Origin of the sequence: Streptococcus oralis (assembly GCF_003942585.1) — a bacterium.
Classification (GTDB): domain Bacteria; phylum Bacillota; class Bacilli; order Lactobacillales; family Streptococcaceae; genus Streptococcus; species Streptococcus oralis_BE.
The window spans coordinates 418,698-431,341 of record NZ_RJNK01000001.1; the positions used below are offsets into that span (position 1 = coordinate 418,698).

At 42.0% G+C, this 12,644-nt stretch carries 13 protein-coding genes; 3 read left to right on the forward strand and 10 right to left on the reverse strand.

Annotated elements, in window-relative coordinates; all coding sequences use genetic code 11:
• Positions 1 to 153: 153 nt before the first annotated feature.
• The 9 genes from D8862_RS02100 to D8862_RS02140 form a co-directional block, all read right to left on the reverse strand.
• Entirely contained in the window at positions 154 to 1,110 is a 957-nt protein-coding gene (locus D8862_RS02100) for an ABC transporter permease (RefSeq protein ID WP_093585609.1), read from the reverse strand.
• Positions 1,111 to 1,112: 2 nt separating this feature from the next.
• Positions 1,113 to 2,171: an ABC transporter permease gene (locus tag D8862_RS02105; RefSeq protein WP_125448516.1), complete on the reverse strand. Its 1,059-nt coding sequence runs from the start codon at positions 2,169 to 2,171 to the stop codon at positions 1,113 to 1,115.
• A complete protein-coding gene (locus tag D8862_RS02110; protein WP_125448517.1) occupies positions 2,164 to 3,699 on the reverse strand; it encodes an ABC transporter ATP-binding protein in 1,536 nt (511 codons plus the stop codon). Before D8862_RS02110 ends, D8862_RS02105 begins: the two co-directional genes overlap by 8 nt.
• Before the next feature lie 136 nt (positions 3,700 to 3,835).
• The gene (locus D8862_RS02115) at positions 3,836 to 4,888 is read right to left on the reverse strand and encodes a BMP family lipoprotein (RefSeq protein ID WP_125448518.1); all 1,053 of its coding nucleotides are present in this window, start codon (positions 4,886 to 4,888) and stop codon (positions 3,836 to 3,838) included.
• A gap of 90 nt (positions 4,889 to 4,978) precedes the next feature.
• Positions 4,979 to 5,368 (reverse strand): cytidine deaminase, encoded by a 390-nt coding sequence (locus tag D8862_RS02120; RefSeq protein ID WP_125448519.1) that lies wholly within the window; start codon positions 5,366 to 5,368, stop codon positions 4,979 to 4,981.
• The gene (gene deoC / locus D8862_RS02125) at positions 5,355 to 6,017 is read right to left on the reverse strand and encodes a deoxyribose-phosphate aldolase (protein ID WP_125448520.1); all 663 of its coding nucleotides are present in this window, start codon (positions 6,015 to 6,017) and stop codon (positions 5,355 to 5,357) included. Before deoC ends, D8862_RS02120 begins: the two co-directional genes overlap by 14 nt.
• 19 nt (positions 6,018 to 6,036) lie before the next feature.
• Positions 6,037 to 7,314, reverse strand: coding sequence for a pyrimidine-nucleoside phosphorylase (locus D8862_RS02130; protein WP_125448521.1), 1,278 nt, complete (start codon positions 7,312 to 7,314; stop codon positions 6,037 to 6,039).
• Positions 7,311 to 7,901 (reverse strand): class I SAM-dependent methyltransferase, encoded by a 591-nt coding sequence (locus tag D8862_RS02135; RefSeq protein WP_125448522.1) that lies wholly within the window; start codon positions 7,899 to 7,901, stop codon positions 7,311 to 7,313. The genes D8862_RS02130 and D8862_RS02135 overlap by 4 nt, the downstream gene beginning before the upstream one ends.
• Before the next feature lie 202 nt (positions 7,902 to 8,103).
• Positions 8,104 to 8,508: a hypothetical protein gene (locus D8862_RS02140; RefSeq protein WP_125448523.1), complete on the reverse strand. Its 405-nt coding sequence runs from the start codon at positions 8,506 to 8,508 to the stop codon at positions 8,104 to 8,106.
• A 202-nt stretch (positions 8,509 to 8,710) separates the two neighbouring features.
• Here D8862_RS02140 and coaA point away from each other — a divergent pair, with 202 nt between their 5' ends.
• The 3 genes from coaA to D8862_RS02155 all read left to right on the forward strand — a co-directional run bounded on the left by coaA (position 8,711) and on the right by D8862_RS02155 (position 10,521).
• Positions 8,711 to 9,631, forward strand: coding sequence for a type I pantothenate kinase (coaA, locus tag D8862_RS02145; protein WP_125448524.1), 921 nt, complete (start codon positions 8,711 to 8,713; stop codon positions 9,629 to 9,631).
• A 67-nt stretch (positions 9,632 to 9,698) separates the two neighbouring features.
• Positions 9,699 to 9,935 (forward strand): 30S ribosomal protein S20, encoded by a 237-nt coding sequence (gene rpsT, locus D8862_RS02150; RefSeq protein ID WP_001274000.1) that lies wholly within the window; start codon positions 9,699 to 9,701, stop codon positions 9,933 to 9,935.
• A gap of 52 nt (positions 9,936 to 9,987) precedes the next feature.
• Positions 9,988 to 10,521 (forward strand): DNA topology modulation protein, encoded by a 534-nt coding sequence (locus tag D8862_RS02155; protein ID WP_125448525.1) that lies wholly within the window; start codon positions 9,988 to 9,990, stop codon positions 10,519 to 10,521.
• Positions 10,522 to 10,537: 16 nt separating this feature from the next.
• Here D8862_RS02155 and metG read toward each other — a convergent pair whose 3' ends face one another.
• Positions 10,538 to 12,586, reverse strand: a complete 2,049-nt coding sequence (gene metG, locus D8862_RS02160) for a methionine--tRNA ligase (protein WP_125448526.1) — start codon at positions 12,584 to 12,586, stop codon at positions 10,538 to 10,540.
• Positions 12,587 to 12,644: the final 58 nt, after the last annotated feature.

The following is a 12,644-nucleotide window of genomic DNA, read 5'->3' on the forward strand; positions in this document are numbered from 1 at the left end:
GATGATCTTACAAAATCCTTCAATTAATCTATATTTGATAGTACAAAAAACAATAATTTTGTCTAACAAGCTACACAAAATTATTGTTCAATTGTACTACACTGATTATCAGTAAAATTCACATTAAATCTTGTTAAGTACATAATAACAACTTTATTTTGACTTGATATAGTTGATACCATCTGCCTTTGGTGCAACAGCTTTTCCGAAGAAGGCTGCCAAGACAATGACTGTCAAAACATAAGGTGCAATTTGTAAGTATACCGCAGGTACTCCTTGCAAGAAAGGAAGCTGGGAACCAATAACGGCCAAACTTTGAGAGAGTCCAAAGAAGAGACTTGAAAGCATAGCTCCGATTGGATTCCATTTACCAAAAATCATAGCGGCAAGAGCGATAAATCCAGGCCCTACAATGGTTGTCACTGAGAAGTTGACTGAGATTGATTGGGCGTAGATAGCTCCACCAATTCCACCAAGGAAACCAGAAATGATAACTCCAAAATATCTCATCTTGTAAACATTGATGCCCAAGGTATCCGCTGCTTGAGGGTGTTCCCCGACAGAGCGAAGGCGAAGACCAAAGCGGGTCTTGAAGAGGATAAACCAAGCAAGGAATGAGAAAGCAATGGCCAAGTAACCAAGCAGACTCGTTGACTTGAAAAAGATATCGCCGATTACTGGGATATTTGCCAAAACAGGGAAATCAAAACGTCCAAAAGTTTGGCTCAAGTTGTCGGTTTGTCCTTTGTTATAAAGAACTTTGACCAAAAAGACTGCTAAAGCTGGCGCCATCAAGTTCAACACTGTTCCACTGACAACATGGTCCGCACGGAAGTGAACGGTCGCAGCTGCGTGGATAATTGAGAAAATCGCTCCCACAATTCCTCCGACCAATAAGGCAAGCCAAGGAGTTGCTGATCCAAGTTGTTCTGCAAATTCAAGGTTGAAGACTACCCCAGAAAAGGCACCCATAACCATAATTCCCTCAAGACCGACATTGACTACCCCTCCACGTTCAGAGAAGACCCCACCAATACTCGTAAAGACAAGAGGTGCTGAGTAGATCAACATAGAGGATACCAAGAGGGTTAGCATTGTTGTAATAGACATCTTTACTTACCTCCTTTTGCTTGTTTCTTCGGTTTGACAAAACGCTCAATAAGGTAGTGAACGCTGACAAAGAAGATAATAGACGCCGTTACGATACTAACAAGCTCTGATGGTACTTGTGCAGCATTCATACCAGGTGCTCCGACTTGGAGAACTCCAAATAGGAAGGCTGCAAATAGAATACCGATTGGAGAGTTTGCTGCAAGGAGACTAACTGCCATTCCGTTAAATCCGATAGCCAATGACGAACCTTGAACATAAACGTTTTGGAAAGTTCCCAGACCTTCAACTGCTCCACCTAAACCTGCCAAGGCTCCTGAAATAATCATAGATAGGATAATTGTGCGTTTGGCAGAGATACCTGCGTACTCAGAAGCATTTGGGTTGAGACCAACTGCACGGATTTCAAAACCAAGAGTTGTTTTCTTGAGCAAGAACCAGATGACAACTACCGCAATAACCGCAAAGAAAATTCCGATATTCATACGAGAATTTCCAGTCAACTCAGACAACCATGGTGTCTGGTAGGCGGCGTTGGCACCGACACGGATTGTCGAGTCTGTACTTTGCATCAATTCCTTAGGGAAAGAGCGGATAAAGGCATTCCCCACATACAATACAATGTAGTTCATCATGATGGTCACGATAACTTCCGATGTTCCGAGATAAGCTCTGAGGATACCTGGGATAGCTCCGACAATCCCACCAGCAATAAGGGCAATAACAATTGTCGCAAGAATCATCAAAGGACGTGGCATATCAGGATTTGAAAGGGCAAACCACCCACTCATAACCCAACCCGCAAGAGCTTGGCCTGGCAAACCGACGTTAAAGAAACCTGCACGACTGGCAACAGCAAAACCAAGTCCAATCAAGACTAGAGGCCCCATGGCACGGAAAATCTCACCGATACCACGGAGACTACCGAAAGCTGTGTAGAACAACTCCTCATAACCCCAGATAGCATCGTAGCCGAAGATCCACATGACAATGGCTCCGAGTAAGATTCCTAAGAATACGGAAATCATGGGAATCGAAATTTGTTGTAATTTTTTAGACATCACTCTTCTCCTTTCCCAAGCTTCCACCAGCCATCAAGACACCAAGTTCTTGTTTATTAGTCGTTTCTGGCGACACAATACCTTGAATCTTACCGTCATGGATAACAGCAATACGGTCTGAGACATTTAAAATCTCATCCAGTTCAAAGCTGACAACGAGAACAGCCTTGCCATTATCACGTTCCTCAATCAAGCGTTTGTGAATGTACTCAATGGCACCAACGTCCAAACCACGTGTCGGTTGGCTGACGATCAGGAGATCAGGGTCTCGATCAATCTCACGAGCGATAATTGCTTTTTGCTGATTTCCCCCTGAAAGAGCTGCTGCTGGAACAAACTCGCTAGCAGCACGGACGTCAAATTCTTCCATCAGTTTCTTGGCATGAGAAGTGATATTAGCATAGTTCAAGATGCCATTTTTGCTGAGTGGTTCTTTGTAATAGGTTTGAAGAGCGATATTTTCCGAAATCATCATATCCAAAATCAAACCATCGCGATGACGGTCTTCTGGAACATGGCCCACACTCATCTCGGTAATTTTTCGAGGGTGCAGACCCGCGATTGATTTGCCTTTTAATTCAATACTACCTGACTCAACCTTGCGAAGACCCGTGATAGCTTGAATGAGTTCTGACTGGCCATTTCCATCAATACCTGCAATACCGACAATTTCACCAGCACGAACATCCAAAGAAAGGTTCTTCACAGCTGGAACACCACGGTTTTCATTGACAACTAGGTCTTTGATAGATAAGACCACATCTTTTGGCTGGGCAACTTGCTTGGCTGTCTTAAAGGATACCGAACGTCCTACCATCATTTCTGCTAAGTCTGCATTAGTGGCTCCTGCTATCTCAACAGTCTCGATTGATTTCCCACGACGGATAACCGTAACACGGTCAGATACTGCACGAATCTCATCCAGTTTATGGGTAATTAAAATGATGGACTTCCCTTCTTTGACAAGGTTTTTCATGATTGCCATCAACTCATCAATCTCCGAAGGAGTCAATACGGCTGTAGGTTCGTCAAAGATAAGGATATCAGCACCACGATAGAGTGTTTTCAAGATTTCTACACGTTGTTGAGCTCCAACTGAGATATCAGCCACTTTGGCAGCAGGATTCACTGCAAGACCATAACGTTCTGAAAGTGCCTTAATTTCTTTGGTAGCCCCTGCAATATCTAGCACGCCATTTTTGGTGACTTCACTCCCCAAAATGATATTTTCAGCCACTGTGAAAGCTTCGACCAACATAAAGTGTTGGTGAACCATCCCGATTCCCAAACTAGCAGCTTTAGACGGTGAGTCTAGTTTTACAACTTGACCATTCACCGCAATCTCACCACTAGTTGGTTCAAGAAGCCCCGCTAGCATGTTCATCAGAGTGGATTTCCCTGCTCCATTTTCTCCTAAAAGTGCATGAATTTCACCTTTCCGTAGGTGCAAGTTGATTTTATCGTTTGCGACAAATTCACCAAACACCTTGGTAATCTCACGCATCTCAATGACATTTTCGTGTGCCATATGCTCTTCCTTTCAGAGGTTTATTTTATTTCAATAAAACCTGCTAATCACATTAACAAGCTCTATTGAGACAAAAATTGCCTCAATTCTTAAAGAAGCGACCGATGGCCGCTTCCTAAGAAATGACTTTTATCCATTATTTTTCAGGAACTTTTACGCTTCCGTCAAGGATTTTAGCTTTTGCGTCTTCAACAGCTTTTTTACCTTCTTCTGAAAGGTTTGTTACTGCCAAGTCAACCCCTTTATCTTTCAATGAGAAGACGATAACTTGTCCACCAGGGAATTCACCTTTTTCCGCTTTATTAGCGATATCTTTTACAGCTGTACCAACTTGTTTCAAAGTTGAAGCAAGAACAAAGTTTGATTCTTTACCATCTTTAGAAGTGTATTTACCTTCTTCTGCTTGGTCACGGTCTACACCGATAACCCAAACTTTTTCATTTTCAGGACGGCTTTCGTTAAGTGATTTAGCTTCAGAAAAGACACCTGCTCCTGTGCCACCTGCTACTTGGTACACGACATCAGCACCTGCAGCATACTGAGCTGCAGCGATTGTTTTACCTTTAGCTGCGTCACCAAACGAACCAGCATAGTCTACTTGAACCTTGATGGATGAGTCTACTGAAGCAACACCTGCTTTGAAACCAGCTTCAAAACGTGAGATAACTTCGGATTCCATACCACCTACAAAACCAACTTGTTTTGTTTTAGTTGTTTTTGCGGCAGCAACACCTGCAAGATAACCCGCTTCGTTATCTGCAAAAGTAGCACTTGCAACGTTCTTTTGATCTTTGATGACGTCATCGATCAAGACATAGTTCAAGTCTGTATGTTCTTTTGCTGCCTCTTCAACTGCATTTTTAAGGGCAAAACCAACACCAAAGATCAAGTTATAGCTTCCTGCCGCTTGTTGTAAGTGGTTCGCATAGTCTGCTTCACTTGTTGATTGGAAGTAAGTGTAACCGTTATCTTTAGAAAGGTTGTGTTCTTTCCCCCAAGCTTGCAAACCTTCCCAAGCTGATTGGTTGAATGATTTATCATCAACACCACCAGTATCAGTGACGATTGCTGCTTTTGTCTTCACATCAGAAGATGAAGCCGCGTTACGAGAAGAGCGGTTACCACATGCAGCAAGTCCAACTGCTGCTACTGCAACTAGACCTAGGCCTAGCCATTGTTTCTTGTTCATTACTGAACCTCCTAAATAAGATGTGCAACGATGTTGCAAGTATGGATTGTTTGGTCACACAGACCATAGCCACTGCAAGAGTGGCCCAGACTAATTTAAGTCTGTAAATGAGTATGGAAGTAACTCCCCGACCGTCATCTCGACCGTCGATTTATCTTTGGCGACAAGTGTCACCTTTAGATCTTGTTCAAAAAATTCAACCATGACCTGGCGACAAGCACCACATGGTGAGATGGGTTTTTCAGTTTGACCGTAGACAACCAATTCTGAAAATTCCCGTTGACCTTCAGAGACTGCTTTGAAAATAGCTGTCCGCTCTCCACAGTTGGTCAAAGGATAACTAGCATTCTCGATATTCACACCCGTATAAATGCTACCATCCTTGGCAACTAAAACAGCTCCGATAGGAAAGTGAGAATAGGGCACATAGGCATTCTTGCTGGTTTCAATTGCTAGTTCAATTAACTCAGTAGTCGCCATCAGCCAATTCTCCTTTTAAAATGGCTACACCAGCAGAAGTTCCGATACGAGTAGCACCTGCTTCCACAAAAGCAACGGCATCCGCATATGAACGAGCTCCACCTGCAGCCTTAACACCCATATCAGTTCCCACTGTCTGACGCATCAATTTAACGTCTGGCAAAGTCGCTCCACCAGTTGAAAATCCAGTTGATGTTTTGACAAAGTCAGCGCCTGCTTTCTGGGATAATTGGCAAGCCACAACCTTTTCATTGTCTGTCAACAAGCAAGCTTCAATAATAACTTTCACTAACTTGTCACCACTTGCTTCTACAACCGCACGGATGTCTGACTCAACTAAATCAAGATTGCCCGATTTGAGAGCTCCAACATTGATAACCATATCAATCTCATCTGCTCCATTTTGGATGGCTTCCTTGGCCTCAAAAGCTTTTACCGCTGAAGTTGTTGCTCCCAATGGGAAACCAACTACTGTACAAACCTTCACATCTGAACCTTCAAGCCCCGCCTTTGAATGAGCAACCCAAGTCGGATTAACACAGACACTGGCGAAATCATACTCTCTCGCCTCAGATAGCAAACGATTGATTTGTTCTTGGGTTGCATCTTGCTTCAAAAGCGTATGATCGATATATTTATTCAATTTCATATTCGGATTCTCCCTGATTTTATGAGATAATTTCTATAATTTCTCGTAAACTTTGCACTCCATCATTCATTTTAACATATTTTTGAAATTCTGTAACTAGTTGAGGAGAAATTTTTCCATTTGTATATACTTTTGCGACAATTTCACCCTTCTGGACAGGTTCACCAACTTTTTTATCAAAAACGATTCCAGTTTCATAGTCTAAAGGATCAGACTTGACTGCACGACCAGCTCCCAATCTCATGGCATATAGACCAAATTCCATAGCTGGAAGAGCTGAAATGACACCGGTCTCTTGAGCTGGGATTTCCACCACATGCGCAACATTTACTGGACGATAGAGATCTTCTAAATCACCGCCTTGTGCTGCTACCATTTCTTCAAACTTAGCCAGCGCTTGGCCGTTTTCAAGGTGTTGACGCACTTCTTCTACAGTCTTCTCAACATCTGCTAAACTAAGCATGATCTGAGCAAGTTCACAGATAAAGTGACTGATATCTTCTCGACCTTTTCCTTGAAGAATGTCAATTGCTTCTAAGATTTCAAGACGATTGCCGATAGCTCGTCCCAAGGGCTGACTCATATCTGTAATCACGGCTACTGTCTTCCGACCAACAGCCTTACCAAGATCTACCATGGTTTGAGCCAATTCGCGCGCCTCATCAACAGTCTTCATGAAGGCACCCTCACCGACCGTTACGTCTAGCAAAATGGCATCCGCTCCTGCAGCAATTTTCTTGCTCATCACCGAACTAGCAATCAAAGGAATCGTGTCGACAGTTGCTGTCACATCACGGAGGGCATAAAGAAGCTTGTCTGCTTTAACCAGCTGATCTGACTGCCCAATGACAGATACACCAATATCTTGAACCTGTTTGATGAAATCCTCTTGACTGCGCTCAACTTGATAGCCCTTGATCGCTTCTAACTTATCTAAGGTTCCGCCAGTGTGCCCTAGTCCACGACCACTCATTTTAGCAACGGGCACACCGAAACTCGCAACAAGGGGAGCCAAAATCAAGGTCACCTTATCACCCACACCACCAGTAGAATGTTTATCAACTTTAACCCCATCAATAGCTGACAAATCAAACTCCTGACCTGTCTTGACCATATTCATCGTCAGATCAGAAATCTCACGTGTGGTCATTCCTTTAAAATAAACAGCCATAGCAAAAGCAGACATCTGATAGTCTGGAACAGTTCCAGCCACATAGCCTTCTACCAACCATTTGATTTCAGCTGCAGTCAGTTCTTGACCATCTCGTTTCTTTTGGATTAAATCAACTGCTCTCATTCTTTCACACTTCTAAGGATATAGTATCCCTTGTCCTTCTTTATGATTTCACAATTTCCAAAAACGTCTTCCATCTTATTTCTAGCACTTGGAGCACCCTGTTTTTTCTGAATAACGATTGTTAAGTCGCCACCGTCTTCCAAAAAATCCTTGCTCTTTTCGATAATCTCATGAACAACCTGCTTGCCCGCTCGAATCGGCGGATTGGAAATAACATGGTCAAATTTCCCTTCAACTTGTTCATAGATATTGGATTGGAAAATCGTTGCTTCTACTTTATTTCGTTCAGCATTTTGTCGAGCCAAGTCTAGAGCACGATTATTGATATCAACCATGGTTGCCTGAACTCCATAAGCCTTAACCAATGACAAACCCAATGGCCCATAACCACAACCCACATCAAGGACCGTTTCTCCTTTGTTAACCTCTAGACACTTCAATAAAAGCTGACTCCCAAAGTCAACCATTTTCTTGCTAAAAACACCCGCATCCGTCAAAAAGGTCATTTTTTCTCCCAACAACTCCACTCTCAACTCATGTATGTCGTGAGCAGCGTCAGGATTTTCTGCATAATACATTTTACTCATAAAACTATTTTACCATAATTTGGCTTGAATTGTAAATCGTTTACAAAGTGATGATAAAATGAAAAAGACTGAAGAATCCTAGTCAAAAAACCTTTTCTTCAATCTCTTTCAATTATTAGAAATACATTACAATCGATCGGGAACTACAAATTATCATAGTCAGGAAAAAACAGATCGTCTGTAATCAGGCGCATTTTTATTACTATTTCTTAACCTTAAAACACTTTATTATCAACAGGATTCCCAATATGATGTTTAGATAAAAGCCCAACTGATAAGTTTGTGTCAACATTTCCAAACTTGTCCAAAGTCGTATCAAATCTTCTAGCGACATACGGAATAGATATCCTTCTGTAGCAATCCACAAAATCAAAAATAGATAACTACCAGCAGCAAGCCATTTCGTCCACTGCTTTTTTACTAACCAAGCAATCAAGAGCGAACAGATAAAGACAACTGTTAAAAGGAGATGATCCATTAAGAAGGTAAAACCGTAATAGGTTTCTACAAAGCGTCTACCATTATCCGCATTCGCTCCCCTTATAAAAGGTAGTGTAAAACTTAAAATAAAACAGAGTTCCAATATGTAACATCTCAAGATTTTCATTGTATGCCTCCTATAAGTTGCGAACTAAAAAAGCCCACTTTTAATAACTGATAAGTCTTCAGAAACAATTCCCTATCTCATCATTAAATTATTCAACCTCCATCTATCTCTATTATACGATATTGACTTACTACCATCAAGAAACCGCTTTATTTTTTTAGCTTTTTATGGTATGATAGACAAAATATCTAGGGGAAAACAAATGACCAACGAATTCTTACATTTTGAGAAAATCAGCCGCCAGACTTGGCAATCATTGCATCGCAAAACAACTCCTCCCTTGACGGAAGAAGAACTGGACTCCATCAAGAGTTTCAATGACCAGATTAGTCTGCAGGACGTAACGGACGTCTATCTTCCCCTTGTCCATCTTATCCATATTTACAAGCGCACTAAGGATGATTTGGCATTTTCAAAAGGAATTTTCCTCCAACGTGAAAGCAAATCCCAGCCTTTTATCATTGGGGTTTCTGGAAGTGTTGCTGTGGGGAAATCGACTACTAGTCGCTTACTTCAGATTCTTTTATCACGCACTCTCCCAGATGCTACTGTAGAATTGGTGACAACTGACGGTTTTCTCTATCCCAATCAAACCTTGATTGACCAAAATATCTTAAATCGCAAAGGTTTTCCTGAAAGTTATGATATGGAAGCCTTGTTGAATTTTCTTGACTGCCTAAAGAATGGGCAAGATGTCGATATTCCTGTCTATTCTCATGAAGTGTATGACATCGTTCCTAGGGAAAAGCAACGTGTCAAAGCTGCTGACTTTGTCATTGTCGAGGGAATTAATGTCTTTCAAAACCCTCAAAATGAGCGCCTTTACATCACTGATTTCTTTGATTTCTCCATCTACGTTGATGCAGCAGTCGAAGACATTGAAAGTTGGTATCTGGATCGTTTCTTAAAACTGCTCAGCTTTGCCCAAAATGATCCCAACAGCTACTACCACCGCTTTACGCAAATGCCGATTGGAGAGGTCGAAGCCTTCGCTCATCAGATCTGGACCAGCATTAATCTAATAAATTTACAAAACTATATCGAACCGACAAGGAATCGTGCCGAGGTTATTCTCCACAAGACTAAAAACCACGAAATCGATGAAATTTACCTAAAAAAATAATTTTCCCTTGTCAAAACCTAAGTTTTCATATATAATGGTATAGTTAGTAAATATGGAGGTAAGAACATTGGCAAACATTAAATCAGCTATCAAACGCGCTGAATTGAACGTTAAACAAAACGAAAAAAACTCAGCTCAAAAATCAGCTATGCGTACTGCTATCAAAGCTTTCGAAGCAAACCCTTCTGAAGAACTTTTCCGTGCTGCTAGCTCAGCTATCGACAAAGCAGAAACTAAAGGTTTGATTCATAAAAACAAAGCAAGCCGCGATAAAGCTCGTCTTTCAGCTAAACTTGCTAAATAAGAAACAGTCCATAGAGGCTGTTTTTTTGTCCTTGAATACAAAAAGGTAGAAAATGAAAATCGCAATCATCGGATATTCTGGAGCCGGCAAGTCAACTCTAGCTGAAACGTTATCAAACTACTACTCTATCCCCAAACTGCATATGGATACACTTCAATTTCAACCTGGTTGGCAAGATAGTGACCGCGAATGGATGCTGGGCGAGATGAAAAACTTTCTCACAAAGCACGAAGTTTGGGTCATCGACGGCAACTACTCTTGGTGTTGCTATGAAGAAAGAATGCAGGAAGCTGACCAAATCATCTTTCTCAATTTTTCCCCATGGACTTGTCTTTTTCGAGCCTTTAAACGGTATCTCACATACCGAGGCAAGGTCAGAGAAAGCATGGCTGCAGGTTGCCCTGAACGCTTTGACTGGGACTTTATCAGATGGATTCTCTGGGATGGGCGGACAAAGAATGCTAAAGAACGTTATCAACGGGTTCAAGAAACCTATCCAGAGAAAGTAATTGTCCTCCGGTCGCAAAAGGAGATGGACTACTTCTTAGAAAATCTCGTACATAACAAGAAAAACCAACGTGTCTAACGTTGGTTTTTTGCTTTTATCCAATCACACTTCCGTTTGGTACGGATGGGTCAACTGTGAGAAGGGTTAGTTTACCATCATATTCAGCTGAGAGAATCATCCCTTGGCTGACATATTTTTTCATCATCTTACGTGGCTTAAGGTTGGCAACGATTTGTACCTTCTTGCCGACCAATTCTTGTTCGTTTGGATAGTACTTAGCAATTCCTGAGAGGATTTGACGGTCTTCGCAATCACCAGCATCCAGACGGAATTGAAGCAACTTGTCAGAACCTTCCACTTTAGACACTTCTTTGACTTCTGCGACACGGATTTCAACCTTGTCAAATTCTTCAAACTTGATTTCTTCCTTGTTTAGTTTGAGTTCGACTTCATCAGGATTCCATTCTTTTTCGACTGCTGGTTTGTTGCCTTCCATTTGTTCCTTGATATAGGCGATTTCTTCTTCCATATCCAGACGTGGGAAGATTGGAGTTCCTTTGGCAACTACAGTTACACCAGATGGGAAGTCTGCTAGATTCAAGTTCTCAAGGCTAGAAACTTCTGCTAGACCAAGTTGGGTCAAGACTGCACGACTGGTTTCCATCATAAATGGCTCAATCAAGTGAGCGACAACGCGAAGGCTAGCTGCCAAGTGGCTCATAACACTTGCCAATTTGTCACGGAGAGCTTCATCCTTAGCAAAGACCCACGGAGCCGTCTCATCGATGTAACGGAGAGCTTCATCCTTAGCCAAGACCCATGGAGCAGTCTCATCGATGTATTTGTTGGTACGTGAGATCAGAGTCCAGACTGCTTCAAGCGCACGTGGGTAATCCACTGCTTCCATGTTTGTATGGTAGTCAGCGATTGATTGTTCTGCTACGTCAGCAAGAGCTTTGTCAAACTCTGTTACACCCTCTACATAGGCTGGAATTTGTCCATCAAAATACTTGTTAATCATAGAAACCGTACGGTTGAGGAGGTTTCCAAGGTCATTTGCCAATTCATAGTTGATACGACCTACATAGTCCTCAGGAGTAAAGGTTCCGTCTGAACCAACTGGAAGGCTACGCATGAGGTAGTAACGAAGTGGATCGAGACCATAGCGTTCTACTAACATTTCAGGATAAACGACATTCCCTTTAGACTTAGACATCTTGCCATCTTTCATGACAAACCAACCGTGAGCAATCAAGCGGTCTGGCAATTTAACATCCAACATCATAAGAAGGATTGGCCAGTAGATAGAGTGGAAACGAAGAATATCTTTTCCAACCATGTGGAAAACTGTTCCATTCCAGAACTTGTCAAAGTTTCCATGCTCATCTTGACCGTAACCAAGAGCTGTCGCATAGTTAAGGAGAGCGTCAATCCAAACATAGACAACGTGTTTTGGATTTGATGGGACTGGTACTCCCCATGTAAAGGTTGTACGAGAAACTGCCAAATCTTCCAAACCTGGCTCGATGAAGTTGCGAAGCATTTCATTAAGACGACCATCTGGAGTGATGAAATCAGGGTGCGATTTGAAAAATTCAACCAAACGGTCTTGGTATTTGCTGAGACGAAGGAAGTAAGACTCTTCTGAAACCCATTCCACTTCATGTCCTGATGGAGCGATACCGCCCGTCACATTTCCAGCTTCGTCACGGAAAACTTCTGCAAGCTGGCTTTCTGTAAAGAATTCTTCATCCGAGACTGAATACCAGCCAGAGTATTCACCCAAGTAGATGTCACCTTGAGCAAGCAAGCGTTCAAATACTTGTGCTACTACTTTTTCATGGTAATCATCAGTTGTACGGATGAATTTATCATATGAGATATCGAGCAATTGCCAGAGTTCTTTGACGCCAACTGCCATGCCATCAACATAAGCTTGTGGCGTAATGCCAGCTTCTTCCGCTTTCTGTTGGATCTTTTGACCATGCTCGTCAAGACCTGTCAGATAAAAGACATCGTAGCCCATGAGACGTTTGTAGCGAGCTAGGACGTCACAGGCGATGGTTGTATAGGCAGAACCGATATGAAGTTTACCAGATGGATAGTAAATCGGTGTTGTAATATAAAAATTCTTTTCAGACATAATTTTTCCTTTCCAGGCAAATGAAACCTGTTTTTCTAACACTTCATTATATCATATT

Excerpts from the sequence above, each read along its gene's own strand:
- D8862_RS02100 (WP_093585609.1), bottom strand. The coding sequence starts at position 1,110 with ATGTCTATTACAACAATGCTAACCCTCTTGGTATCCTCTATGTTGATC.
- D8862_RS02105 (WP_125448516.1), bottom strand. The coding sequence starts at position 2,171 with ATGTCTAAAAAATTACAACAAATTTCGATTCCCATGATTTCCGTATTC.
- D8862_RS02110 (WP_125448517.1), bottom strand. The coding sequence starts at position 3,699 with ATGGCACACGAAAATGTCATTGAGATGCGTGAGATTACCAAGGTGTTT.
- D8862_RS02115 (WP_125448518.1), bottom strand. The coding sequence starts at position 4,888 with ATGAACAAGAAACAATGGCTAGGCCTAGGTCTAGTTGCAGTAGCAGCA.
- D8862_RS02120 (WP_125448519.1), bottom strand. The coding sequence starts at position 5,368 with ATGGCGACTACTGAGTTAATTGAACTAGCAATTGAAACCAGCAAGAAT.
- deoC (WP_125448520.1), bottom strand. The coding sequence starts at position 6,017 with ATGAAATTGAATAAATATATCGATCATACGCTTTTGAAGCAAGATGCA.
- D8862_RS02130 (WP_125448521.1), bottom strand. The coding sequence starts at position 7,314 with ATGAGAGCAGTTGATTTAATCCAAAAGAAACGAGATGGTCAAGAACTG.
- D8862_RS02135 (WP_125448522.1), bottom strand. The coding sequence starts at position 7,901 with ATGAGTAAAATGTATTATGCAGAAAATCCTGACGCTGCTCACGACATA.
- D8862_RS02140 (WP_125448523.1), bottom strand. The coding sequence starts at position 8,508 with ATGAAAATCTTGAGATGTTACATATTGGAACTCTGTTTTATTTTAAGT.
- coaA (WP_125448524.1), top strand. The coding sequence starts at position 8,711 with ATGACCAACGAATTCTTACATTTTGAGAAAATCAGCCGCCAGACTTGG.
- D8862_RS02155 (WP_125448525.1), top strand. The coding sequence starts at position 9,988 with ATGAAAATCGCAATCATCGGATATTCTGGAGCCGGCAAGTCAACTCTA.
- metG (WP_125448526.1), bottom strand. The coding sequence starts at position 12,586 with ATGTCTGAAAAGAATTTTTATATTACAACACCGATTTACTATCCATCT.